The following is a 24475-nucleotide window of genomic DNA, read 5'->3' as shown; positions in this document are numbered from 1 at the left end:
AGGCGCGCGGCGCGCATCCGCCTGACCGAGGGGAACCCATGAACGTCGAACTCTATTCCGACCGCGCCAAGCAGGCCGTGCAATCGGCGCAGTCGCTGGCGATGGCGCGTCGCCATCAGCAGCTCGCGCCCGAACATCTGCTCAAGATCCTGCTGGAGGAAAAGGACGGCCTCTGCCGCGCCCTGATCGAAAGCGCCGGCGGGCGTCCCGCCGCCGTCGACCAGGCCGTCGACGACCTGCTCGCCCGGATTCCCAAGGTCGAGGGCGGCTCCGGCCAGCTCTACCTCAAGCCCGACATGGCCCGGGTCTTCGTCACCGCCGAGGAGGCGGCCAAGAAGAACGGCGACGCCTTCGTCACCACCGAGCGGCTGCTGACCGCCATCGCCAAGGAAGGCGGCGAGGCCGCCGCCGCCCTGAAGAAGGCCGGGGTCACCGCCGCCGCCCTGGACGAAGCCGCCAAGGCCCTGCGCAAGGGCAAGGCCGCCGACAGCGCCTCGGCCGAGGAAGGCTACGACGCGCTCAAGCGCTACGCCCGCGACCTGACCCAGGTCGCCCGCGACGGCAAGCTCGACCCGGTGATCGGCCGCGACGAGGAAATCCGCCGCACCATCCAGGTGCTGAGCCGCCGCACCAAGAACAACCCCGTGCTGATCGGCGAGCCCGGCGTCGGCAAGACCGCCATCGTCGAGGGCCTGGCCCTGCGCATCGTCAACGGCGACGTGCCGGAAAGCCTGAAGGACAAGCGCCTGCTCGCCCTCGACATGGGCGCGCTGATCGCCGGCGCGAAGTATCGCGGCGAGTTCGAGGAGCGCCTGAAGGCCGTGCTCAACGAGACCATGGCCGCCGAGGGCCAGATCGTTCTGTTCATCGACGAGATGCACACCCTGGTCGGGGCCGGCAAGACCGACGGGGCGATGGACGCCTCGAACCTGCTGAAACCCGCCCTGGCGCGGGGCGAGCTGCACTGCGTCGGCGCCACGACGCTCGACGAGTATCGCAAGCACGTCGAGAAGGACGCCGCCCTGGCCCGCCGGTTCCAGCCGGTCTTCGTCGACGAGCCGACGGTCGAGGACACCATCTCGATCCTGCGCGGCCTGAAGGAGAAGTACGAGGTGCACCACGGCGTGCGCATCTCCGACAGCGCCATCGTCGCGGCGGCCACCTTGTCGAACCGCTACATCACCGACCGTTTCCTGCCCGACAAGGCCATCGACCTGGTCGACGAGGCCGGCAGCCGCGTGCGCATGGCCGTCGATTCCAAGCCCGAGGCGCTGGACGAGATCGACCGCCGGCTGGTGCAGCTGAAGATCGAGCGCCAGGCCCTGACCAAGGAGACCGACGCGGCCTCGCAACACCGGCTCGAAAAGCTGGACGGCGAGATCGACGACCTCCAGGGCCAGTCCGACGATCTGACCGCCCGCTGGAAGGCCGAGAAGGACAAGGTCGGCCAGGCGGCCCAGGCCCGCGAGGCCCTGGACCGGCTGCGCGCCGAACTGGTGGTGGCCCAGCGGCGCGGCGACTTGCAGCGCGCGTCCGAGATCATGTACGGCGAAATCCCGCCGCTGGAGAAACGCCTGGGCGAGGAGGAGGCCGCCGCCGCCAAGGACGCGGTCAGCCCCGAAGTCGTCGACGCCCAGCAGATCGCCGCCGTGGTCTCGCGCTGGACCGGGGTGCCGGTCGAGAAGATGCTGGAGGGCGAGCGCGAGAAGCTGTTGTCGATGGAGGACTTCCTGCGCAAGCGGGTGGTCGGCCAGGACGACGCCCTGGTCGCCGTCTCGGACGCGGTGCGCCGCGCCCGCGCCGGCCTCAACGATCCCAACCGGCCGATCGGCTCGTTCCTGTTCCTGGGCCCGACGGGCGTGGGCAAGACCGAGCTGACCAAGGCCCTGGCCGAGTTCCTGTTCGACGACGAGAGCGCCATCACCCGCATGGACATGTCGGAGTACATGGAGAAGCACTCGGTCAGCCGCCTGATCGGCGCGCCTCCGGGCTATGTCGGCTATGACGAGGGCGGCTCGCTGACCGAAAGCGTGCGGCGGCGGCCCTATCAGGTGGTGCTGTTCGACGAGGTCGAGAAGGCCCACCCCGACGTGTTCAACGTGCTGCTGCAGGTGCTGGACGACGGTCGCCTGACCGACGGCCAGGGCCGCACGGTCGACTTCCGCAACACCCTGATCATCATGACCTCGAACCTGGGTTCGGAGTTCCTGGCCAGCCAGGCGGTCGCCGACGACGGCGAGGGCGGCAGCGTCGAGGCGGTGCGACCGCTGGTCATGGAGGTGGTGCGTAAGCACTTCCGGCCCGAGTTCCTCAACCGGATCGACGAGATCATCCTGTTCAAGCGCCTCGGCCGCGAGCAGATGGACTCCATCGTCGGCATCCAGCTGCAACGCTTCGAGAAGCTGCTGGCCGACCGCCGCATGACCCTGTCGCTGGACGGCGGCGCCCTGCACTGGCTGGGCGAGCGCGGCTACGACCCGGTCTATGGCGCCCGTCCGTTGAAGCGGGTGATCCAGAAGGAGCTGGTCGACCCGGTGGCCCGCAAGCTGCTGGCCGGCGACCTGGAGGACGGCTCGGTGATCCAGGTCGCGGCCGGCGAGCACGGCCTGGAGATCGGCAAGGCCCGCGTGCACTAGGTCTGGGCGTTCCCTAGGCCCGGGGGGGCCGCCGCGCCGAACCGGTCGCGATAGGCGCCCGGCGTCACGCCCGCCGTCTTGAGGAAGGCGCGGCGCCGGTCTCGCGGCGGAAGGCGCGGGCGAAGGTGCGCTCGCTCATGCCCGCCCGGGCGGCCAGGGCGGGGCCGCTGAGGTCGCCGCGCTGGGCCTCGATCACCGCCGCCAGCAGGGCGGCGAGGCGCGCCGACCGCCGATTTTCGTGGCGCTGCAACTGGAATATCCCCGGCCCTAGGACGGGACGGTCGCTCAGTTGAGGGCGATCGCCACCACGCCGCCGCGGATCTGGACGTGGCGCATGATCGCCACCGGTTCGGCGGCGCCGGCCTTGGCCGGCCTGGCCTGCAGCACCACGAACCAGCCGCCGTCGGGCAGGCCGCGGAAGCTGAAGCGGTTCTGGGCGTCGCAGGTGGTGGTGCGGATATAGGCGGTGTAGTCGCCGCTGGCGACGCCGGCGCCGCGCCCGCGCACCAGCGAGGCGGGCAGGATGGCGTCGGAGCTGTTGCCGTACAGGGCCTGCATCCGCCGCCGCGTCCACGGCGTCTCCGGCGTCAGGCCGACATTGCCGCCGGCGCAGGCGTAGCGAACGCCGCGCTGGGTCTTGTAGGCCAGCACGCCGTCGATGCCGCCCGCGCCGGGACGGGCCGACCAGGCGAAGTCGCCGGGTCTGAAGTCCGAGGGCGACGAAGGCGGCGGCGGGGGAGGCGGCGGGGGTTGCGGCGGGCCGGCCGGCCTCATGGTTTCGCAGGCGGCCAGGGCCGCCGACAGGCTGGCCATGGCGAGAAGCGGCAGGACGCGGCGGCGAAGTTTCATGAACCAACCTTAGAAGAATCCAGGCGCGGAGAGGCGGGCGCCCCCCAACGCCGGCGCCGGCGAGGATGATAATGCGCAACTCGGCTCAGCGATCCCCACAATCGGCGCCAAAGCAAGGCGCCGTCCAAGCAAAACGCCTCCCGTCGGGCGGTCCCGGCGGGAGGCGTCGAAGAGGCGGGCGGTCGCGCGGGGCTGCGGGGCCCTCCGGCGCGGCGTCCGTGACCGTCAGCAGGCGTAACGGTCGGTGATCAGCACGTTGCGGCCGAGATAGGGGTCCCAGACCCAACGGCGGTTGTAGCAGGTCGCGTACGGCCGGTAGCCGTAGTCGTAATAGCCCGGCTCATAATAGACAGGCGGCGGCGGTGGCGGCGCGTAGTAGCGGGGCGGCGCGCTCGACGAGGCCAGGGCCGCGCCCAGGGCCAGGCCGACCACGCCCGCGGCCACCGCCGCGCCGGCGTTGCCGCCGTGATGGTGATAGCCGTGATAACCGTAATAGCCGTAGGGGCGCGCCTCGGCCGGAGCGGCGGCGGCGAAAACGGCGCCGCCCAGGGTCAGAGCCGCCATGCCGGCGGTGATCGTCTTGCGCATGGGAGCCTCCTTTTTTGGCTCGTACCTTGCGGGTGGGAACGCAGGGTCGAGGACAGGGTGAGACCGCCAGCCTGAACGCAGGCTGAACCATTTCTAAAGGAAGGTGCGGGGCTGGCGGCGCCGGCTCGTCGTCCTTGAGGCGGTCGTTAGGGACGTTCCGGCGCGGGCGCCATGGCCGTTCGGCTCAGGCCGCGATGGAGGCCGTGCGTCCTCGCCGAGGGCGGGTCAGCGGCCCAGGCGGCGCAGTTCGCGATAGGCGCGCGCGCCGGTCGCCGGGTCGTTCACCTCGATGATCAGGGTGTCGCCGTTCAGCCGGTATGGGCGCGGCTGATCCGTGCCGACATAGCCGGGCTCCAGCGCGCCCTCGACGACGTGGTGCAGGACGTGGTTGGTCTTGTCGACGCGGTAGGTCCCGAAATAGGCGGCGTAGCCGAGATAGGCCGCCCGCGCCTCGGCGTCGGTGGGCTTGTCGTCGGCTCCGGACGCGAACGGGCGGACCGGCGGGTTGCGCATGACCTGGACGCTGAGATGGCCGGTCGCGTCGTAGACGAAATAGCCGAGCGGACGCTCTCCGAACGGATAGGCCACCGTCCCGTCGGCCGACACGTCCTCGAACCGCACGATGCGCCACATGCCGACCAGGCCGGGCTCGTCGGCGGCCCTCGCCGCCGCGGCCTGCTCCCGCGCATCGGACGGCGCCGCCGTCAGGCCCAGGCTCCAGGCGCAGGCCGACAGGCCCGCGAGCGCCAGCTTTCGCATCCCGAATCGCCTCCACGGGGTTTCGCCGCCGCCATTGTCGGCCGATCCGGCCGATATCCCCAAGGGGCCCGCGCCTAAGCGGCGGCCGCCGCGGTCCATGCGCCGTGGATCAGGCTGGCGGCCAGCGCCAGCATCATGACGCCGACGCCGACGTCGAGCACGCGCCAGGCGGCCGGGCGCGAGAACAGCGGCGCCAGAAGCCGCGCGCCGAACCCCAGGGCCGAGAACCAGACCAGGCTGGCGGTCGCGGCTCCGACCATGAAGACCGGCCGCTCGGCGGACGGCAGGCTGGCCCCCACCGCGCCCATCAGCATGACCGTGTCGATATAGACGTGCGGGTTGAGGAAGGTGAAGGCGGCGGTTCCCGCCAGCGCCGCGCCCAGGGTCAGGCCCGCCTGCTGCTCGACGACGAGCGCCGACGGGTTGGCCGCGCGCCGCAGGGCCGCGACGCCGTACCAGCCCAGAAACGCCGCGCCGCCAAGGCTCAGAACCAGGGACAGGCCGGGAACGAGCGCGAGCACGCCGCCCAGGCCGCTGACGCCGGCCACGATCAGGGCCGCGTCGGCCGCCGCGCAGAACAGCACGATCGGCAGGACGTGCTCGCGCTTGAGGCCCTGGCGCAGGACGAACATGTTCTGGGCGCCGATGGCGATGATCAGGCCGGCGGAAAGGGCGAATCCCTTGGTGAAGGCGGGAATGAGCAAGCTGTTCATGCCGCCTTGATGCCGTCGGCGGTCGATGTAGTCTAACTAATGTCTCTTATGCTGATTAAGATCGTCTAATGTTGGACTACGCCTCCCTGGCGGCCGTCGCCGCCGTCGCGCGCGAAGGCAGCTTCGAGAAGGCCGCCGCCGTCCTCGGCGTCACGCCGTCGGCGGTCTCCCAGCGCGTGAAAGGGCTGGAGGAACGTGTCGGCGCGATCCTGCTCACCCGGGGCTCTCCCTGCCGGCCCACCGATATCGGGGTCAAGCTCTGCGCCCATGTCGAGCAGGTGCGCCTGCTCGAAGGCGAGGTCATCGGCGACCTTCCGGGGTTGGGCGAGGGAACGCCCGGCCCGTCGACCGTCAGGATCGCCGTGAACGCCGACAGCGTCAGCACCTGGTTTCCCCAGGCCGCCGCCCGGTTCGCGAACGAGACCGGGGCCATGCTCGATCTGGTCATGGAGGACGAGGCCCATACGGCCGAGCGGCTTCGCACCGGCGAGGTCCTGGCGGCGATCACCGCCGAGCCCGTCCCGGTTCCGGGCTGCAAGACCTACCCGCTCGGCGCCATCGACTACGCCGCCGTGGCCAGCCCCGACTTCATGGCCCGGTTCTTCCCGGACGGCGTCGATGCGGCGAGCCTCGCGCGCGCGCCGATCCTGCGTTTCGACCGCCGCGACCAGCTGCAGGCCCGGTGGGTCAGGGAAGCCTGGGGCGCGGCCGTCGCGCCGCCCGTGCACTGGACGCCGTCGACCCAGGGCATGCTGGACATGACGCTCGCCGGCCTCGGTTGGGCGACGACGCCGGTTCCCCTGGCCGCGCCGCACCTCGCCGCGGGCCGATTGACCGAGCTTCCGCCGAACCGCCGGATCGCGGTGGCGCTCTATTGGCAGCGCACCCGGCTGGCGGCCCGGCTGCTCGACCGCCTGACCCAGGCCGTGCGCGCGGCGGCGGCCGGCGAACTGGCCGCCGCGGCCGGCTAGCGTCTGAGCAGCCTCAGCCTCCCGCTGGACCACCTAGGGCCCGACGTGCGATCATGAGGCATGCTGCTGGTGCGCGCCGTCACGGGGCTGATCTTCCTTTTCGCGGTCGTCGCGGCCGTGTTCTTCGTCTTGGCCGGCTCCGTCCGAGACGGGCGCGCATGGGCGATGCTGGCGGTGTTCTTCGGATGCGCCGGGGCCATCACGGTCTGGCTGTGGTTTCGCGACAAGGCGCTGCTGGAGCGGCGCGTGAAGGCGGGGCCGGGTTCGGAGCCCGATCCGATGCAGAACCTCGTCCAGGCGCTGGCGGGGCTGGTGTTCCTGGCGGCCTTCGTCTTGCCGGGCCTCGACAGGCGCTTCGGGTGGTCGCACGTTCCCGCCGCCGTTTCGCTGATCGCGGACGTGATGATCGCCGTCGGCTTCCTGATCGTCTTCCTCACCTTCCGGGCGAACACCTTCACGGCCGGCACGATCGAGGTCGAGGAGGGCCAGCGCGTGATCGACAGCGGCCCCTACGCCGTCGTGCGCCATCCCATGTACTCCGGCGCGCTGATCTTGGTCGTCGGCATATCCCCGGCGCTGGGCTCGTGGTGGGGCCTGGTCGCCGCCGTCCTGCTCGTTCCCGTCCTGGTGTGGCGGCTGACCCGCGAGGAAGCGTTCCTGACGGCCAACCTCGCCGGCTACCGCGACTATCGGGCCCGCGTGCGATACCGGCTGGCCCCCATCGTCTGGTAGCCGCCGGGCGCTGCGGTCAGCGCCCGCGCGCGGTCCGGGCGCCTTTCGGCCCTAAGACCTGAAAGACGCCCCCTTTGGCCCGTGGGCGCTCAACCGCCCGAGCGGATGAGCTCGACCTGGGAGCCCGCCACCTGGCGAATCTCGCAGACGCCTTCCCATGCCGGCGCGTGCTGGCGGTGCAGCTCCAGGAACCGGCGGGCGCTCTCTTCCGCCGCCGCCATGTCCGGCAGTTCGAAGATGGCGAAGCCGCCGATCACTTCCTTGGTCTCGGCGAACGGCCCGTCGAGGGTGACGAACTTCCCCGACTTAAGCCGCAACTGCTTGGCGGACGCGGCCGGCGCCAGCCCTCCGTCATAGATCATCCGACCGGCCGTCACCTCCTGTGCGGCGAGCGCGTGCATCGCGGCCATGAGCTCCGGCGTCGGAGCGGATTCGGGGGAGGCGTGGATCAGGAACATGAAGCGCATTGAATAGCCCTCAGAGCGACAACGGGACGAAGCGCCCGCCTCTTTTGGACGAACAGGCCGGCGGCCGCCCGACATTTTCATCCGAGCAAGGCCCGCATACGCCGCAAGCCCATGGCCTAGCGTCCGGCTGCGCCGCCGAGAGGAGACCGGAGCGCCGAGGACCGCGTTCCGGTCAGCGCCCGCGCGCGATCGCCAGCAGCGCCTCGACGTCGAGATGGGCCTCCAGCACGGCGGCGATCTCGTCGAGCGCGGCGTCGACCTCGGCGGCGTGGTCGCGGCCCGTGGAGGCCGCGCCCCAGCGGGCCAGCAGGGCCGAGCGCGCCTCGCCCCGGGCGAACAGGCCGTGGACATAGGCGCCGGCGATACGGCCCGTGGCGTCGACCGCGCCGTCCGCGCCGCCGCCGTCGAACCTCAGGAACGGGCACGCCAAGCCCGGCCCCTCGGTGCGGCCGACATGCATCTCGTAGCCGTCGAAGCGGGCGCCGCCGTCGGCCAGGGCGCCGGCGACGGGACGCAGGACCTTGTCGCCGCCCAGCACCGTCTCGACGTCGAGCAGACCCAGGCCGTCAGCCGCGCCGGCGGGGCCCTCGATCCCGTCAGGGTCGGCGATCCGGCGGCCCAGCATCTGATAGCCGCCGCAGACGCCCAGGATGCGGCCGCCGCGCCGGGCGTGCGCGATCAGGTCGACGTCCCAGCCCTGGGCCCGCAGGAAGGCCAGGTCAGCCAGGGTGGCCTTGGCGCCGGGCAGGATCGCCACGTCGGCGTCGCCGGGCAGGGCTGCGCCGGGGGGGATGAAGGCGAAGTCCACGTCGGGCTCGGCGCGCAGCGGGTCGAAGTCGTCGAAATTGGCGATGCGCGACAGCATCGGCGCGACGATCTTCAGCCGCCGGCCGCCAGCGCTCGCGCGGCCGCGCTCCAGCGTCACGGCGTCCTCGGCCGGCAGGCGGCGGGCTGCGGCGATCCACGGGGCCATGCCCAGGTCCGGCCAGCCGGTCCGCCGCACGATTTCGGCGCGGCCGGCGTCGAACAGGGCCGGATCGCCGCGGAACTTGTTGATGACGAAGCCGCGGATCATCGCCACGTCCTCGGGGTCGAGCACGGCCTGGGCCCCGACCAGGGCGGCGATCACATGGCCGCGGTCGATGTCGCCGACCAGCACCACGGGCACGCCGGCCGCGCGGGCGAAACCCATATTGGCGATGTCGCCCCGGCGCAGGTTGATCTCGGCGGGGCTGCCGGCGCCCTCGACCAGGACGAGATCGCTCTCGGCCCTCAGGCGCTGGAAGGAATCGACCACCACGCCGAGCAGTTCGGCCTTGCGCGCCTGAAAGGGGCCGGCCCGCCAGGCGCCTTCCATCCGGCCGCGCACGATCAGCTGGGCGCCCACGTCGCTCTGCGGCTTCAACAGCACGGGGTTCATATCGACCGTGGCCGGCGTGCGGCAGGCGATCGCCTGCAGCGCCTGGGCCCGGCCGATCTCGCCGCCGTCGATGGTGACGGCGGCGTTGTTCGACATGTTCTGCGGCTTGAACGGCCGCACCGTCAGGCCGCGGTTGGCGAAGGCGCGGCACAGGCCGGCGACCAGCACCGACTTGCCCACGTCCGAGCCGCAGCCCTGGATCATCAACGCGGCCATGTCGTCTCCAAGCTCATCGCCGCCCCCGTCGCGGCCAGGATCGCCCAGGCCGCCGCGCAGGCCCAAGCGTAACGCCGCAGGCCGGCCCGCAGGTCCTCGGCGGCCGGCTCGCCGCCGTCGCCGAACGCCGGCCGGTCGTGGCGGACGCCGTCATAGGTCGCCGCGCCGCCCAGCCGCACGCCAAGCGCGCCGGCCATCGCCGCCTCCGGCCAGCCGGCGTTGGGCGAGGCGTGCTTGCCGGCGTCGCGCAGCATGGTCCGCCACGCGGCCGGCGAGGCGGCGGCGATCAGGGCTCCGGCCAGCCGGGCCGGAATCAGGTTGAACACGTCGTCGGCCCTGGCCGCCGCCCAGCCGAAGTCGCGCCAGCGCGGCTCCTTGTGGCCGATCAGGCTGTCGGCGGTGTTGAGCGCCTTGTAGGCGAACAGCCCGCCCAGGCCGCCCAGGGCGAGCCAGAACATCGGCGCGATCACGCCGTCGTTGAAGCTTTCGGCCAGGCTCTCCAGCGCCGCCGCCGCCACGCCCCGGTCGTCCAGCGCCGCGACGTCGCGGCCGACGATGCGGCCGACCGCCGCCCTGGCCCTGTCGAGGTCGCCGGCCGCCAGCGGGCGCAACACGGCGGCGACATGGTCGTAGAGGCTGCGCTGGGCCAGCCCCAGCGTGCCGGCCGCGACGACGGCGACGACGCCGAACGGCAGGCGGGCGCAGGCGCTCTGAAGGGCGAATCCGGCGACCCAGGCCGCGCCGGTGACCAGGACCACCGTGGCGACCCCCAGCAGGCGGCGAGCGGGCGGCGGCCGCTCCGGGCGGTTCCACCAGCGCTCCAGCGTCGAAATCGCCCCGCCCAGCCAGACCACGGGGTGCGGCAGGCGCCGGTGCAGGGCGTCGGGATAGCCGACCGCCGCCTCGGCGACGGCGGCGGCCAGCACGATCCAGGGCGTGGGCCAGGCCGTCGGCCCGATGGCGGTCCAGGCCTCAGCCACGCCGGCCGACGATCTCGACCACCGGGCCGCCGGCGCCGGCGACGACGCGGGCCTCGATCCCGTAGGCTTCGGCCAGCACCTGCGGCGTCAGCGCCTCGGCCGGCCGGCCGTCGGCCAGGACCCGGCCCCCGGCCAGGACCACGATCTTGTCGGCCACGCGGGCGGCCAGCGACAGGTCATGCAGGGTGACGACCACGCCGCGGCCGTCCGCCGCCATCTTGCGGAACAGGTCGGCGGCGTCGAGCTGGTGGCCCGGGTCGAGGCCGGTCATCGGCTCGTCGGCCAGCAGCCAGTCGGGCTCGCCGGCCAGGGCGCGCGCGATCAGGGCCCGCGCCCGCTCGCCACCGGACAGGGTGGTGACGACGCGCTGGGACATGCCCGTCATGTCGGTCGCCGCCAGGGCGCGCGCGACGGCCTCGCGGTCGGCCGCGCCCAGGCCCAGGGCGCCGACGAAGGGCGTGCGGCCAAGGCCGACCAGTGTCTCGACGTCGACCGACCAGGCGATCTCGGGCGTCTGCGGCAGGAAGCCCATGCGCCGCGCGCGCGCGCGCGGCGACAGGCGGCGGATGTCGGCGTCGTCGAGGTCGACGGTCCCGTCGTCGGGCCGTCGCAGGCCGGCGAGACAGGCCAGCAAGGTCGACTTGCCGGCGCCGTTGGGGCCGATCACCGCCGACACTTCGCCCCGGGCGAACGAGACGTCGACGCCGCCCAGGATGGCGCGCCCGTTCAGGCCGAGGCGCAGCCCCGCCGCTTTCAGCCCGCTCACGCCATCCTCCGTCGCATCGACACCAGCAGGGCGAGGAAGAACGGCCCGCCGATGGCGGCCATCGCCACGCTGAGCTTGACCTCGCCCGCCGAGGGGATCAGCCGCACCGCCACGTCGCCGGCCAGCACCACCACGGCCCCGGCCAGGGCGCTGGGGATCAGCAGGGCGCCGGGACGCGCGCCGACCAGGGGCCGCATCAGGTGCGGGGTGATCAGGCCGACGAAGCCGATGACGCCGGTCACCGCCACGCAGGTGCCGGCCGCCAGGCCGACCCCAAGGCCGAGCAGCAGGCGGACGCGGTCCATCCTCACCCCCACCGACCGGGCCCCGGTCTCGCCCAGGGTGAGGGCGTCGAGATCGCGGCCGAGCGTCAGCAGCACCCCGCAGCCGACGGCGACGAACGGCAGGGCCAGCCGCACCTCCTCGACGCTGCGGTCGGTCAGCGAGCCCAGCAGCCAGTTGACGATCTCGTTCACCGCCCAGGGGTTGGGCGCGAGGCTGAGGGCCAGGGCGACGCCCGCGCCGGCCATGGTGTTCAGCACCATGCCGGCCAGGATGAAGGTGGCGATGCTGGAGGCGGTGTTGGACAGGGCGAGCAGCACCGCCACTCCGATCGCCGCCCCGACCATCGCGCCGGCCGGCAGCAGCCAGGGCGTGCTGGCGGTCAGGCCGAAATAGAGCGTCAGCACCGCTCCCAGCGAGGCCATGGACGAGACGCCCAGGGCGCTGGGATCGGCCAGGGGATTGCGCGTGTAGCCCTGCAGGGCGGCGCCGCAGAGGCCGAGGGCGCCGCCGACCACGACGGCCAGGACGGTGCGCGGCAGGCGCAGCTCGAAGATGATCGCCCAGCGGGGATCGGCTCCCGGCGCCGCCCAGGCGCTGAACGGCACCCACACCTTGCCGGCCGCCAGGCTGACCAGGGCGAGCAGGCCTATGGCCGCGATCAGGGCGCCCCAGATCAGGGGCGGCGGGGGCCGTTTCATGGGTGAGCCTCCAGGGCCTTGCGGCGGGCGTCGGCGAGCACGGCGGCGGTCTCCAGCAGCACCGGGCCGCCGCAATAGAGCAGCCGCTGCGGGAAGACCGCCCGGCGCATGCGCGGGCCGATGGCCTTCAGGGCCGGATGGCTGACCACCCGCTCGGCCCAGGTGGGCGGGCCGGGCGCGGCCTCGCCGGCCAGCAGCAGCTGCGGCGGGTCGGCGATCAGCCGCTCCAGCGGCACGTTGCCCCAGGTGCGCAGGCCATAGCGCGCGGCCATGTTGTCGAACCCCGTCCGCGTCAGCATCTCGTCGAGCAGGGTGCGGGGGCCGGCCGCGAAGCCGTTGGGCTGGAAGACCAGCACCTTGAGCCGCCGGGCCCCGGGGGGCGGGGCGGCTGCGGCCAGGGCCGCCTCGACGCGGGCGATCAGGGCCTCGCCCCGCTCCGGCCGGCCGAGCAGCCTGGCGACGCGCCGCACCTGGGCCATGCTGTCGGCCACGGTGTCGGGGACGGAGAAGGGTTCGGCGCGCACGCCCAGCCGGCGCAGGGCGTTGCGGGTGGCCAGCGAGCTGTGGCGGCTGGTCAGCACGAGGTCCGGGCGCAGGGCGACCACCTCTTCGGCGGTCTCGTGGGTGATGGGCAGCGCGCGGGCCCAGTCGGGCAGGCTGGAGGCCGTCGGGTCGCGGGCGTAGTGGCTGAGCGCGGCGATCTGGCTGCGGTCGGCCAGGGCGACGAGAAGGGAATCGAGGCAGGGGTTGAGCGAGACCACCCGGCCGGACGGGGCGGCGGCTGCGGCGGGGCCGGCGACCAGGGCGCCCAGGGCGCCGGCGGTCGCGGCGCGGCGGGTCGGGCGCGCGGTCATGCCGAGAACCCCGACAGGGCGGCGTCGAGCCTGCGCCAGGCGGCCGGGGGCCCGGGCGGGCCGAAACGCAGCCAGTCCGGCCGGTCGTCGAACGGGCGGACCAGCACGCCGGCCCCGGCCAGGGCGGCGAAGCGCCTGGCGGCGTCGCGGCTGCGGGTCAGGCGGAACAGCGAGGTTCCGCCGACGATCTCGAAGCCGGCCCGCCGCAGGCTCCGGTCCAGCCGCTCGGCCTGGGCCGCCAGGCGGCTCCGCTCGCGTTCGGCCCAGGCGAGGTCGGCGTAGGCGCGCGACCCCAAGGCTATGGCGTCGGCGCAGACCGGCCAGTCGCCGAAGGCGGCGCGCACGCGGGCGATGGTTTCGGGCGCGGCGACCACGAAGCCCAGGCGCGCGCCCGGCAGGCCGAAGAACTTGCCGAACGAGCGCAGCACGATCAGGCCGGGAATGCGCGGGGCGGCGGCGGCGACGCTGAGCTCCGGCGCGGTCTCGACGAAGGATTCGTCGACGATCAGGCTCCGCCCGCGCTCGGCCTGCCGCCGAGCGAGGCCGAGCAGCAGGTCGGGAGGCAGCCGGCGGCCGTCGGGATTGTTCGGATTGACGACGACGACGGCCTCGGCTTCGACGCGGTCCAGCTCGTCGGGATGGACGGCGCGGACCTCGGCGCCGGCGGCGGTCCAGGCCTCGGCGTGGCCGCCATAGGTCGGCGAGGCGATGGCGACGGCGCGCGCGCCGGTCAGGCGCGGCGCCAAGCGCAGGGCGGCCTCGGCCCCGGGGACGGCGGCGGCCGCCTTGGCGTCAGCGGGGGCCAGGCCGAACGCGGCGGCGGCGGCCCGCTCCAGGGCGGCGGTCCCGGCCGGGTCGGGCAGCCGGCGCAGGGCGGCCGGCGCGGCGCGGGGGCCTCGCCAGCCGTGCGGGTTGATCCCGGTCGACAGGTCGACCCACGGCGTCGGGGCGTGCGGGAACGCCGCCGCCGCCGCCGCGAGCCGGCCGCCGTGACGGCCGAATGCGCCTTGCGCCCTAGCCGTCATCGCGGGGCCTAGAACCTGGCCCGCACGCCGAGATAGGCGGCGCGGCCCGGCGATCCGTAGTTGCGGACCGTCTGGTTGCTTTGGTCGAACAGGTTCTCGACCCGGCCATAGACCTCGAGGCGGTCGTTCACGGGATAGGACGCCGCCACGTCGACCAGCGTGTAGTTCTTGAGCAGGTACTTGTTGGCGACGTCGTCATAGGTGTCGCCGTTGTAGCGCGCCGACAGCGTGGTCGTCAGCTTCGCCGGCCACAGATAGGCCACCGACGCCGAGCCGGCGTTCTCGGGCCGGCGGGCCAGGGCCTTGCCGTTGTTGGCGCCGGGCGCTTCGTTGGCGGCGTCGGTCCAGGTGTAGTTGGCCCGCAGCGTCCAGCGGTCGTCCGGCCGCAGCTCGCCGCTCAGCTCGACGCCCTGGGCGCGGGTCTTGGCCACGTTGGAATAATAGCCGAACCGCACGCCCCCGCCGGCCGCGCACAGGGGATCGGGCGCGCCGGTGCAGTAGGCGAAGTCGATCTGGTTGGTGGTGTCGCGGTGGAAGTAGGTCGCCTGCAGCGTCAGCTTGCCGTCGGCCAGATGCTGCTCGACGCCCATGTCCCAGCCGTCGGCCTCCTCGGGCTTCAGGGTGGTGTTCCCGTAGGGGCTGTAGAGCTGATAGAGGGTCGGCGCCTTGAAGCCTTGGCCCCAGCTGGCGCGCAGCACGGTGGCGCCGTCGTTCAGCGACCAGGCGGCGGCCAGCTGGCCCAGGGTGCGGTCGCCGAAGGTGTCGTGGTCGTCGTAGCGCAGGCCGGCGGTCACGGTCAGGCCGCGGATCACCTGTCCCTGGAGCTGGAGGTAGGCGCTGTCGATGCCGACCTTGCCGTTGATCCGGGGCGGGTTGGGGGCGAAGGCCGAGGGCGAGGCCGAGCGCATGGTCGACCGCTCGCTCTCGAGGCCGAACACCGCGTTCCAGTCGTCGGTGACGGCGAAGGTCCCCTGGTATTCCCACCGCTCGTTCTTGCCGTTGGCGGTGAAGGTGATCGGCGTCACCTCCTGGTCGGGGTTGTAGTTGTTGCGGTTGGTGTTGGTGTAGCCGTAGGCGATGCGGTTCTTGAGGCGGCCGTCCAGCAGGGCGAAGTTGACGCCTGCGTAGCCGACGAACTCTTCCGTGGTCCCGTACTCGTTGTCGTCGGCGAAGACGAAGTTGGGCGGCGGGAAGCCGTCGAACTGGTTGCGGCCCTTGGAATAGACCGCGCGCAGGTCGACCGTGACGTCGTCGCTCACCTTGTAGCGCAGCCGGCCGCTGAAGCCGGTGTTGCGATAGCCGTCGGCCTCGCTGCCGCCGGCGAAGGCCGAGACGCCGCGCGTGGTGTAGTAGCCGCCGGCCAGCCGCCAGACCAGCCGCTCGCTCGCGCCGCCGACCGCCGCGCGGGCGTAGCCGGTCGACATCGAGCCGCCCTCCAGCGAGGCCGAGCCCTCGAACGGCTTGGTCGGGTCGGCGGTGACGATGTTGACCACCCCGCCGATGGCCTGGCTGCCCCACAGGGTCGATTGCGCGCCGCGCAGCACCTCGATGCGCGCGATGTCGCCAGCCAGCATGTTGGCGAAGTTGTAGCCGCCGCCCGGCGAGGTGGGGTCGTTCAGCTTGACGCCGTCGACCACGACCACGGTCTGGTCGGTCTCGGCCCCGCGGATGCGCAGCGAGGTGGTCGCCCCGACCCCGCCGTTGCGCGAGAAGCTGACGCCCGGCGTCATGGCCAGCAGGTCGGAGATCACCGCCTTCTGGCTGGCCTGGATGGCTTCGGCGTCGAGCACGGTGACCGACTGGCCGATGCGGTCGATGCGCTGCGGCGAACGGGTGGCCGTCACCACCAGGGTGTCGACCCCGGCGGCGGCGGCGCGGCCGGCCACGTCGGGATCAGGCGCGGGCGCCTCCTCGGCCAGAGCGGGCGCGGCCAGGGCCAGCAGGGCGCTGGCGCAGGCGGTGGACAACAGGAACTTCGTCACAGGTCTTCCCCTCGAACTGACGACGGGCGGCCCGGCGGCGTCCGGTCCCGCAGGGGCGAGACGCGCCCAGGCGGAACCGAGGCCCGCGCGGGCGCGGCCCTTGGTTGGCGATCGTCGTCTCTCGGGAGGACCCGTTCGCACAGCGCACCCCGGCTGAACGAAGGACGACCGCGACGGGCAGGTCTCCTGGCTTGCGGGTCGACGCCGGTGCGCATCGCCTTCCCAGGTCTTTCGACCCAGTGGCTTTTGATGCGCGGACTCGCCGCTTACAGTTGCGGGGGCAGCCCAGGGCTTTCACCTGAGTTCCCTTTTCATCCTCGATCAGAGGAACCTGTCGCGACGCTTGGCTTAGTTGCTGCGGCGCACACGGTCAATTGCGGAGTCCCTCGATGACCTTGACCCTCGTCCTCGGCGGCGCCCGCTCGGGCAAGAGCGCCTACGCTCAGGCCCAGGCGGAGGCGTGGGCCGCCGGACGCGGCGCGCGCCCGGTGATGATCGCCACCGCCCAGGCCTTCGACGACGAGATGGCCGAGCGCATCGCCCGCCACCGGGCCGAGCGCGGCGGGGCCTGGTCGACGGCGGAGGCGCCCCTGGACCTGCCGGCGGCGCTGGCGGCGCGCACGGCGGGCGAGGCGACGGTGGTCGACTGCCTGACCCTGTGGCTCAGCAACCTGATGCTGGCCGAGGCCGATCTCGGCGCGGCGACGGACCGGCTGGAGGCGGCCCTGCGCGCCTGCGCAGCGCCCGTGTGGCTGGTGTCGAACGAGGTGGGGCAGGGGATCGTGCCGGACAACGCCCTGGCCCGCCGCTTCCGCGACGAGGCCGGCCGCCTGAACCAGAGGATGGCGGCGGCGTGCGACCAGGCGGTGCTGATCGTCGCCGGCCTGCCGCTGCGGCTGAAGTGATTGACTTCCCCACGGGCCGCCTGATCGATGGCCCGGCGATGCGAGGGCAGAAACGGGGAGGGGACATGCGACGGTCGGCGATGATCCTGGCGGCGGCCTTGACGGTGTCGGCCTCCGCGGCGGCGGGGGCCCGCGCGGCGGAGCCGGACGGCCTCACGGTCTATGCGGGGGTCACGGTGATCGACGGGACGGGCGCGGCGCCGCGCCCCGGCATGGCCGTGGTGGTCAGGGGCGAGCGCATCGAGGCCGTGGTTCCCCTCGCCCAGGCGCCCGCCGGCGGGCGGCGGCCCGACGTCGCCGGCCTCTATGTCACGCCGGGCCTGATCGACACCCACGTCCACCTGGCGACCTCGCCCGACCGCAGGGCGGCCGAGGCCTATATGCGGCGGATGCTCTATGGCGGGGTGACCGCCGTGCGCGACATGGCCGGAGACGCGCGGGCCCTGGCCGACCTGTCGCGGGCGTCCCGCCAGGGCGAGATCGCTGCGCCGGACGTCTATTACAGCGCCCTGATGGCGGGGCCGGACTTCTTCAAGGACCCGCGCACCCAGGCCGCCGCGCGCGGCGTCGAGCCCGGACGCGCGCCGTGGATGCAGGCGATCACCGACGAGGTCGACCTGCCGCTGGCCGTCGCCCTGGCGCGGGGCACGGGCGCTTCGGCGATCAAGATCTACGCCGACCTGCCCGGCCCGCTGACGGCGAGGATCGTCGCCGAGGCACATCGCCAGGGTTTCCGGGTCTGGGCCCATGGCATGGTGTTCCCCGCCACCCCCGCCGAGGAGGTGGCGGCCGGCGTCGACGTGCTGTCGCACGTCTGCATGCTGGGCTACGAGGCTTCGGACGTGAAGCCGGCCGCCTATCATCGCCGCGCCCCGGTCGAGGCCGACAGGTTCAAGGACGGCGGAAACCCCAAGGTCGACGCCCTGTTCGCCGAAATGGCCCGGCGCGGAACCATCCTGGACGCCACCGACCACGTCTATGTCGAGCTGGACCAGGCGCGCGCCGCCGATCCCAAGGCTCCGCCGCCCTATTGCACCGCCTCCCTGGCCGAGGCCCTGACGGCCCGGGCCTACAAGGCGGGCGTGCGGATCACCGCCGGCACCGACGGCTTCGCCCCGGTCGAGAGCGCCTATCCGGCCCTGCACGACGAGATGGAGCTGCTGCAGAACAAGGCCGGCATGGCGCCGCTCGACGTGATCGCCGCCGCCACCCGCAACGGCGCGGCCGCGGCGGGCCAGGCGGACATGGGCGAGATCGCGCCGGGCAAGCTGGCCGACCTCGTGTTCGTCTCGCGCGATCCGTCCCGGGACGTCGCGGCCATGCGCAGCGTCATGCTGACGGTCAAGCGCGGGACGGACTATCCGCGCAAGGACTATCGCCCCATCGCGGCCGACGAGGTGCGCGGCTTCCAGTAGGGAGCCGCCGCCGGTTGAGGCCGGCGCGAATTCAATCATGGGGCTTGCGGCCGGCGCTTCGTGCGGACAGCCTGTGGCCGGCCGCGTCCGGACCAACGGGCGGGCCAGGTGGAGGAAGACCCATGAGCGGAACGGATCGGCGGGCGCTGCTGACGGGCGGCGCGGCGGCGGGAGCGGCCCTGGCGGCGGCGGTGTCGGCCAAGGCCGCGAAGACGGCGACGACGAGCGGCGAACGGCCCTTGATCATCAACGCCCTGGGCGGCCTGGAGGACCCGGCCGCGCCGCCGACCGAGAGCGGCGACGGCGTCGACCTGGCGCATCCGGCGGTCAACGACCGGGCGATCCGCGACGCCCGCGATTCCGGCATGAACGCGGTCAACGTCACCCTCGGCTACGTGTCCGGTCCGATGGAGCCGTTCGAATACACGGTGCGCACCATCGGCGTGTGGGACGAGATCGTGCGCTCGCGCCCGGCCGACCTGATCAAGGTGCGGACGACGGCCGACATCCTGCGCGCCAAGGGCGAGAACAAGATCGGCGTGATCTACGGCTTCCAGAACGCGGCGATGATGGGCAAGCGCGCCGACCGGGTGGACATCTTCGCCGACCTCGGGGTGCGGATCATCCAGCTGACCTACAACGTCCGCAACCAGCTGGGCGACGGCTCGATGGTCCGCGAGGGGCGCGGCCTGACGCCGTTCGGGCGCGAGGTGGTCGAGCGGCTGAACGCGCGCAGGATCATGGTCGACCTGTCGCACAGCGGCCGGGCCATCTGCCTCGACGCGGCGCGGGCGTCCAAGGCGCCGATCTCGATCAACCACACCGGCTGCCAGGCCCTGTCGGACCGGCCGCGCAACAAGACCGACGAGGAGCTGCGCCTGGTGGCCGAGAAGGGCGGCTTCGTCGGCATCTATTTCATGCCGTTCCTGCGCTATGACAGCCACCCGACCACCGCCGACGTGGTGGCCCACATCGAGCACGCGGTGAAGGTCTGCGGCGAGGACCATGTCGGCATCGGCACCGACGGGGTGGTCTCGACGCCCGGCGACATGAAGGCGGAGCTGGCCGACGCCGCCCGGCAGTACGCGGCCCGCCACAAGGCCGGCGTCGCCGCGCCCGGCGAAGGCCCGGACGTGCTGGCCTACATCCCCGAGCTGCAACGGCCCAGCCAGTTCCGCGACCTCGCCGCCGCCCTGGCCGCCAGGGGCCATTCGTCCTCCCGCATCGACAAGATCCTCGGCCGCAACTTCCTGCGCTACGCCCAGGACGTCTGGGGCGCATGAGCGGCGAGGACACGGCGGCGGGGGCGATGATCGTCCTGGACCGCGACACGGTCCGGGCCCGGCTGACCTACGCGGTCTGCATCCCCCTGGTGCGCGAGGCGATGATCGCCCTGTCCCACGGCGAGGCGGTGCAGGTGCTGCGGCAGATCGTGCCGCTGGCGGCCGGGCGGGCCTTCGGGTCGATGCCCGGCGCGCTGGCGTCGGACAAGGCGTTCGGGGTCAAGGTCGTCAGCGTCTTTCCGGAACGCTTCGCTCAGGGCCGGTCCTCGCACCAGGGGCTGGTGATGCTGTTCGATCCCGACAGCGGCGCGCCGGTCTGCCTGATCGAGGCCGGCGAGGTCACGGCGATCCGCACCGCCGCCGCCAGCGCCGTCGCCACCGACGCCCTGGCGCGGCCCGAGGCGTCGCGGCTGGCGATCCTGGGCTATGGCGAACAGGCGCGCGGTCATATCGCCGCCCTGCTTCAGGTGCGGGCCTTCGACCGTTGCGCGGTGTGGGGGCGCTCGGCCGAGCGGGCCCAGGCCTTCGCCCGCGCCGCCGAGGCCGAGTTCGGCCTGCCCGTCCGGGCGGCGGCCACGGTCGACGAGGCGGTGGCCGACGCCGACGTGATCTGCACCGTCACCGCCGCCGCCGAGCCGATCCTGCACGCGGCCCAGGTTCCCGACGGCTGCCATCTCAACGTCGTCGGCTCCAGCCGCGCCGGCCCGGCGGAAATCGATGGGGCGCTGACGGCGCGCGCCCGTTTCTTCGCCGACCACCGTCCCTCGGTGCTGGCCCAGGGGGCGGAGTTCCTGCGCGCCAAGGCCGCCGGCCTGGTCGGCGACGACCACGTCCTCGGCGAGATCGGCCAGGTCCTGGCCGGCGGCCTGCCCGGCCGTCGATCGCCGGACGAGGTCACGCTCTACAAGTCCCTCGGCAGCGTGGTGCAGGATCTGGCCGCCGGCTGGTGGCTGTTCCGGCAGGCGAGCGAGCAGGGGTTCGGCCAGGCCGTGTCCCTGTGACGCCCGCCGCGCGGCTTGCAGCCGCGCCGATCGTCAGGCTGATTGGCCGCCCAGGTCGGAGGGACGGATGAAACGCATCGCTTTGCTGCGCGCGGTCAATGTCGGCAAGGCCATGGTCCCGATGGCCGGCCTGCGCGAAATGCTGACCGACCTGGACCTCGCCGGCGGCCAGACCCTGTTGCAGAGCGGGAACTTGGCCTTCGAGGGCGGCGACGCCTCCAATGATGCGCTGGAGCGGCGGCTCGAGGCGGCGGTCAAGGCGCGGTTCGATCTGGCCACCGACATCTATGTGCGCGACGCCGCCGAATGGCGTGAAGCCATCGACGGCGATCCCTTCGCCGAGGCGGCGAAGAGCGATCCCGGCCACCTGCTGATCTACGCCTTCAAGGCCCCGGTGAGCGACGATGCCGTCGAAGCCTTGCGGGCGGCGATCGCCGGACCGGAGCGTGTCGCCGCGCGCGGGCGGCATCTCTACGCGGTCTATCCGGACGGCGTCGGCCGCTCGAAGCTGACCGTGGCGCTGATCGCCCGCAAGCTCGGCCAGGCCGGCACGGGCCGCAACTGGAACACCGTGCTCAAGCTGGCGGCCCTGCTGGAGGAATAGAGCGGGACGCGAAAAGGCGGGCCCGGATTTTCGCGTCACCCCCCGCTCTGCAACATGATCCAGCCTCAGAAGGCCGGCACCACCGCGCCGTGATAGCGCTGGGCGATGAACGCCTTGACCTCCGGGCTGGTCAGGGCGGCCGCCAGCTTCTTGACGTCCGGGTCGTTCTGGTTGTCGGCGCGGCCGACCAGATAGTTCACATACGGCGACTTGCCGTCCTCGATGGCCAGGGCGTCCTTGGTCGGGTCGAGCTTGGCGTCGAGGGCGTAGTTGGTGTTGATCAGCGCCAGGTCGACCTGGTCCAGCACGCGCGGCAGGGTGGCGCTTTCCAGCTCCTTGAACTTCAGGCGCTTGGGATTGCCGACGACGTCGCGCAGGCTGGAGAGCGGGTTGGCCGGGTCCTTCAAGGTGATCAGGCCGGCCTTCTGCAGCAGCAGCAGGGCGCGGCCGCCGTTCGAGGCCTCGTTGGGGATGGCCACGGTCGCGCCGTCGGTCAGCTCGGCCAGGGTCTTCACCTTGCGCGAATAGGCGCCCATCGGCTCGATGTGCACGCCGACGATCGGAACGAGGTGCGTGCCGCGATCCTTGTTGAACTGCTCCAGATAGGGGAGCGTCTCGAAGTAGCTGACGTCCAGCTGCTTCTGCTCGACCTGGACGTTGGGCTGGACGTAGTCGTTGAACACCTTGATCTGCAGGGTCAGGCCGTCCTTGGCCAGCTGCGGCTTCACGAATTCCAGGATCTCGGCGTGCGGCACGGCGGTGGCGGCCACCGTCAGGACGTGTCCCGCCTTCGGGCCCGGGGCCTGCGGCGAGCAGGCGGCCAGGGCCAGGGTCGCGGCGGCGGCGATCAGGAAGCGTCGGTTCACGGCGGTTCTCTCGGGTTGGCGGCGCCTCAGCGCCGGCTGAAGTGGGCGACGGCGCGGTCGCCGATCATCTGCAGGACCTGGACCAGCACCAGCAGCAGCGCCACGGTCACCACCATGACGTCGGTCTGGAAGCGTTGATAGCCGAAGCGGACGGCCAGGTCGCCCAGGCCGCCGGCCCCGACCACCCCGGCCATGGCGGTGTAGGACACCAGCGCGATGGCGGTCACCGTCGCGGCGGCGAGGATGCCCGGCGTCGCCTCGGGCAGCAGGGCGTCGAACACGATCTGCCGGGGCGAGGCGCCCATGGCCTGGGCCGCCTCGATGACGCCGCGGTCGACCTCGCGCAGGGCGCTCTCGACCAGCCGGGCGAAGAAGGGCGCGGCTCCGACCACCAGCGGCGGTATGGCGCCGGGCACGCCCAGCGAGGTGCCGACCAGCACCACCGTCACCGGGATCATCACGATCAGCAGGATGATGAACGGCACCGAGCGCAGGACGTTGACCAGCACCGACAGCAGGCCGTGCGCCAGGGGCTGGGCCAGCAATTGGCCGCGCCCGGTCAGGAACAGCAGCACGCCCAGGGGCAGGCCGACGGCGACGGTCAGGACCAGCGAGCCGCCCAGCATGGCCAGGGTGTCGACCCCCGCCCGCCCGATCTCGGCCCAGTCGACATTGGCGAACAGCGCGGACCCGGCGGCGCTCATCGGTCGATCTCCTCGACGGCGACGCCGGCGGCGGCGAACTGGGCCAGGGCGGCGTCGACGTCGCCGCCGACCAGGGCCAGGGTCAGCTGGCCGTAGGGCAGGTCGCGGATGTGGGCGACGCGGCCGCCCAGGATGCTGTAGTCGACCCCGGTCTCGCGAGCGATGCGGCCCAGCAGAGGGGCGTAGGTGGTCTCGCCCCGATAGGTCAGGCGCACGGTGCGGCCGGCCCCGGGACCGCCGGCGCCCGCATCGTCGGCGTCGCCGCCCTCCTCGATCAGGCGGCGGGTGGTCGCATGGCGGGGCGACAGGAAGACGTCGGCCACCACGCCCTGCTCGACGACGCGGCCGGCCTCCAGCACGGCGACGCGGTCGCAGACCCGGCGGATCACGTCCATCTCGTGGGTGATCAGCACGATGGTCAGGCCCAACTCGCCGTTGAGTTCGCGCAGCAGGCGCAGCACCTGGCGGGTGGTCTCCGGGTCGAGGGCGCTGGTCGCCTCGTCGCACAGCAGGATCTTGGGCTCGCAGGCCAGGGCGCGGGCGACGCCGACGCGCTGTTTCTGGCCGCCCGACAGCTGGGCGGGATACTTGTCGGCCTGGTCGGCCAGGTCGACCCGGTCCAGCAGGGCCAGGGCGCGGGCGCGGATGTCCTCGCGCGCCAGCCGCCCTTCCAGCTGCAGCGGGAAGGCGACGTTCTCGACGACGGTCTTCGAGCTGAGCAGGTTGAAGTGCTGGAAGATCATGCCGATCCGCCGGCGCAGGCCGCGCAGGCCGGCGGCGTCCAGGCTCGCCGCGTCGACCCCGTCCACCGTCACGCGACCCGCGGTCGGCCGCTCCAGCAGGTTGATCATGCGGATCAGGCTGGACTTGCCGGCGCCCGACTGGCCGATCACGCCGAAGACCTCGCCGGCGGCCACGCGCAGGTCGATCCCGCGCAGGGCGGCGACCTCGCCGCTTCCGGCCCGGTAGGTCTTGTGGATGTCGCTCAGCTCGATCAACGGCGGGCCTTGGAGTGTCGCAGGGGGAGGCTGCTCCTAATCGGCTCGCGGCCGCCAAGGCAATCTAGTTTCTCTGAGGCCGATTGTAGAGGGCGGCGGCGCAGGCCCCGAAGGGCGTGGGCGCCATCCGCGGACGGAGCATGTTCTTCAAGGTAAACGAAGTCGAAATCATGAAATCGCGGCGTTGCGAATTATTTACCAAGTCATTCTGACGATTAATTTGCTGAAACCATAAGCAATAATCTTATCGAAACGCGTTGGGTTAATTGTATGCATCAAGGATAGTCAATAAACCAGGGGTGTCTCGATGTTGCGTGCAATCATGGCGGCCGCCGCGCTCGCCTCCGCCGCCAGCCCGGCCTTCGCCGCCGCGGACCAGGCCAGCCACACGTTCGAACTGCGCGGCGTCGTGCCCGTGGTCTGCCGCGCCGACTTCCAGTCGGCGGTCCAGGAGCAGGCCGACGGCGTGATCCAACTCGGCTCGACGCAGGAGTTCTGCAACGCCGGCCAGGGCTACAACGTCATCGTCGACTACGCCGCCGGCCAGGACGCCGGCGCCCTGATCGTCGACGGCCGCGAAGTGGCGCTGAACGGCTCGGGCTCGGCGGTCATCGCCGCCGTGTCGGGCCCCGCCCGCCAGGGCCGCCAGATCGCCTACCGGCCGGGCGACACCCGCCTGTCCAGCCTGCGCATCCGGGTCCAGGCCAACTTCGCCTGACGGACGCCTGATGCGACGACGGCGGCGGATCGCTCCGCCG

25 protein-coding genes and 1 riboswitch are annotated in these 24475 nt (G+C 72.6%); of the genes, 9 read left to right on the top strand and 16 right to left on the bottom strand.

The annotated features are described in order from the left end of the window. The first annotated feature begins 38 nt into the window (after positions 1-38). A complete protein-coding gene (clpB, locus tag C5708_RS09830; protein ID WP_242920497.1) occupies positions 39-2636 on the top strand; it encodes an ATP-dependent chaperone ClpB in 2598 nt (865 codons plus the stop codon). A 64-nt stretch (positions 2637-2700) separates the two neighbouring features. Here the strand turns inward: clpB and C5708_RS09825 are convergent, their stop codons facing one another. From C5708_RS09825 to C5708_RS09805, 5 genes are all read right to left on the bottom strand, one after another. Beyond that, complete coding sequence (locus tag C5708_RS09825; RefSeq protein ID WP_242920495.1) at positions 2701-2886, bottom strand: hypothetical protein; 186 nt, start codon at positions 2884-2886, stop codon at positions 2701-2703. A 35-nt stretch (positions 2887-2921) separates the two neighbouring features. After that, positions 2922-3485: a hypothetical protein gene (locus C5708_RS09820; protein WP_242920493.1), complete on the bottom strand. Its 564-nt coding sequence runs from the start codon at positions 3483-3485 to the stop codon at positions 2922-2924. Positions 3486-3710: 225 nt separating this feature from the next. Continuing rightward, on the bottom strand, positions 3711-4073 hold the full coding sequence (locus C5708_RS09815; RefSeq protein ID WP_242920491.1) for a hypothetical protein: 363 nt from the start codon (positions 4071-4073) through the stop codon (positions 3711-3713). A gap of 225 nt (positions 4074-4298) precedes the next feature. Further along, positions 4299-4832 carry a lipocalin-like domain-containing protein gene (locus tag C5708_RS09810; RefSeq protein ID WP_242920489.1) on the bottom strand — a complete coding sequence of 178 codons (534 nt, stop codon included), beginning with the start codon at positions 4830-4832 and terminating at the stop codon, positions 4299-4301. Positions 4833-4906: 74 nt separating this feature from the next. Beyond that, complete coding sequence (locus C5708_RS09805) at positions 4907-5545, bottom strand: LysE/ArgO family amino acid transporter (RefSeq protein WP_242920487.1); 639 nt, start codon at positions 5543-5545, stop codon at positions 4907-4909. Positions 5546-5613: 68 nt separating this feature from the next. On the opposite strand from C5708_RS09805, the gene C5708_RS09800 reads away from it, so the two are divergent. Continuing rightward, positions 5614-6516: a LysR family transcriptional regulator ArgP gene (locus tag C5708_RS09800; protein ID WP_242920485.1), complete on the top strand. Its 903-nt coding sequence runs from the start codon at positions 5614-5616 to the stop codon at positions 6514-6516. Between the two features lie 60 nt (positions 6517-6576). Further along, positions 6577-7248, top strand: coding sequence for an isoprenylcysteine carboxylmethyltransferase family protein (locus tag C5708_RS09795; protein WP_242920483.1), 672 nt, complete (start codon positions 6577-6579; stop codon positions 7246-7248). 89 nt (positions 7249-7337) lie between these two features. Here C5708_RS09795 and C5708_RS09790 read toward each other — a convergent pair whose 3' ends face one another. The 8 genes from C5708_RS09790 to C5708_RS09755 all read right to left on the bottom strand — a co-directional run bounded on the left by C5708_RS09790 (position 7338) and on the right by C5708_RS09755 (position 15941). Then, positions 7338-7715, bottom strand: coding sequence for a YciI family protein (locus C5708_RS09790; protein WP_242920481.1), 378 nt, complete (start codon positions 7713-7715; stop codon positions 7338-7340). Positions 7716-7887: 172 nt separating this feature from the next. Next, positions 7888-9351 carry a cobyric acid synthase gene (locus C5708_RS09785; RefSeq protein WP_242920479.1) on the bottom strand — a complete coding sequence of 488 codons (1464 nt, stop codon included), beginning with the start codon at positions 9349-9351 and terminating at the stop codon, positions 7888-7890. Next, positions 9339-10331 carry an adenosylcobinamide-phosphate synthase CbiB gene (gene cbiB / locus C5708_RS09780; protein ID WP_242920477.1) on the bottom strand — a complete coding sequence of 331 codons (993 nt, stop codon included), beginning with the start codon at positions 10329-10331 and terminating at the stop codon, positions 9339-9341. The genes C5708_RS09785 and cbiB overlap by 13 nt, the downstream gene beginning before the upstream one ends. Continuing rightward, complete coding sequence (locus C5708_RS09775) at positions 10324-11097, bottom strand: ABC transporter ATP-binding protein (protein ID WP_242920475.1); 774 nt, start codon at positions 11095-11097, stop codon at positions 10324-10326. The genes cbiB and C5708_RS09775 overlap by 8 nt, the downstream gene beginning before the upstream one ends. Then, the gene (locus C5708_RS09770; RefSeq protein ID WP_242920473.1) at positions 11094-12080 is read right to left on the bottom strand and encodes an iron ABC transporter permease; all 987 of its coding nucleotides are present in this window, start codon (positions 12078-12080) and stop codon (positions 11094-11096) included. The genes C5708_RS09775 and C5708_RS09770 overlap by 4 nt, the downstream gene beginning before the upstream one ends. After that, the gene (locus C5708_RS09765; protein WP_242920471.1) at positions 12077-12934 is read right to left on the bottom strand and encodes an ABC transporter substrate-binding protein; all 858 of its coding nucleotides are present in this window, start codon (positions 12932-12934) and stop codon (positions 12077-12079) included. Before C5708_RS09765 ends, C5708_RS09770 begins: the two co-directional genes overlap by 4 nt. Beyond that, a complete protein-coding gene (gene cobD / locus C5708_RS09760; RefSeq protein ID WP_242920469.1) occupies positions 12931-13959 on the bottom strand; it encodes a threonine-phosphate decarboxylase CobD in 1029 nt (342 codons plus the stop codon). Before cobD ends, C5708_RS09765 begins: the two co-directional genes overlap by 4 nt. 8 nt (positions 13960-13967) lie before the next feature. Beyond that, positions 13968-15941, bottom strand: coding sequence for a TonB-dependent receptor (locus tag C5708_RS09755; RefSeq protein ID WP_242920467.1), 1974 nt, complete (start codon positions 15939-15941; stop codon positions 13968-13970). A gap of 158 nt (positions 15942-16099) precedes the next feature. After that, a riboswitch (cobalamin riboswitch) is annotated at positions 16100-16291 on the bottom strand. A 39-nt stretch (positions 16292-16330) separates the two neighbouring features. Here C5708_RS09755 and cobU point away from each other — a divergent pair. The 5 genes from cobU (at position 16331) to C5708_RS09730 (ending at position 21149) form a co-directional block, all read left to right on the top strand. After that, entirely contained in the window at positions 16331-16846 is a 516-nt protein-coding gene (gene cobU / locus C5708_RS09750) for a bifunctional adenosylcobinamide kinase/adenosylcobinamide-phosphate guanylyltransferase (RefSeq protein WP_242920465.1), read from the top strand. 65 nt (positions 16847-16911) lie between these two features. Beyond that, positions 16912-18261 (top strand): amidohydrolase family protein, encoded by a 1350-nt coding sequence (locus tag C5708_RS09745; RefSeq protein ID WP_242920463.1) that lies wholly within the window; start codon positions 16912-16914, stop codon positions 18259-18261. A 122-nt stretch (positions 18262-18383) separates the two neighbouring features. Further along, entirely contained in the window at positions 18384-19544 is a 1161-nt protein-coding gene (locus C5708_RS09740) for a membrane dipeptidase (protein WP_242920461.1), read from the top strand. Continuing rightward, on the top strand, positions 19541-20545 hold the full coding sequence (locus C5708_RS09735) for an ornithine cyclodeaminase family protein (protein WP_242920459.1): 1005 nt from the start codon (positions 19541-19543) through the stop codon (positions 20543-20545). The genes C5708_RS09740 and C5708_RS09735 overlap by 4 nt, the downstream gene beginning before the upstream one ends. 67 nt (positions 20546-20612) lie before the next feature. Continuing rightward, positions 20613-21149 (top strand): DUF1697 domain-containing protein, encoded by a 537-nt coding sequence (locus C5708_RS09730; protein ID WP_242920457.1) that lies wholly within the window; start codon positions 20613-20615, stop codon positions 21147-21149. 65 nt (positions 21150-21214) lie between these two features. Here the strand turns inward: C5708_RS09730 and C5708_RS09725 are convergent, their stop codons facing one another. Genes C5708_RS09725 through C5708_RS09715 form a run of 3 tightly spaced genes read right to left on the bottom strand, consistent with a single transcriptional unit; the run spans position 21215 to position 23708 of the window. After that, entirely contained in the window at positions 21215-22015 is an 801-nt protein-coding gene (locus C5708_RS09725) for a MetQ/NlpA family ABC transporter substrate-binding protein (protein ID WP_242920455.1), read from the bottom strand. A 26-nt stretch (positions 22016-22041) separates the two neighbouring features. After that, positions 22042-22719, bottom strand: a complete 678-nt coding sequence (locus C5708_RS09720) for a methionine ABC transporter permease (RefSeq protein ID WP_242920453.1) — start codon at positions 22717-22719, stop codon at positions 22042-22044. Then, positions 22716-23708, bottom strand: a complete 993-nt coding sequence (locus C5708_RS09715) for an ATP-binding cassette domain-containing protein (protein ID WP_242921085.1) — start codon at positions 23706-23708, stop codon at positions 22716-22718. The genes C5708_RS09720 and C5708_RS09715 overlap by 4 nt, the downstream gene beginning before the upstream one ends. Before the next feature lie 316 nt (positions 23709-24024). Between C5708_RS09715 and C5708_RS09710 the strand changes: the two genes are divergently transcribed. Continuing rightward, positions 24025-24435 (top strand): hypothetical protein, encoded by a 411-nt coding sequence (locus C5708_RS09710; protein ID WP_242920451.1) that lies wholly within the window; start codon positions 24025-24027, stop codon positions 24433-24435. Positions 24436-24475 lie beyond the last annotated feature (40 nt).

Origin of the sequence: Caulobacter sp. CCUG 60055 (genome assembly GCF_022750545.1) — a bacterium.
Classification (GTDB): Bacteria; Pseudomonadota; Alphaproteobacteria; order Caulobacterales; family Caulobacteraceae; genus PUIC01.
The sequence above is the reverse complement of the archived record's forward strand: the minus strand, read 5'-3'. Positions and strand labels throughout refer to the sequence as shown.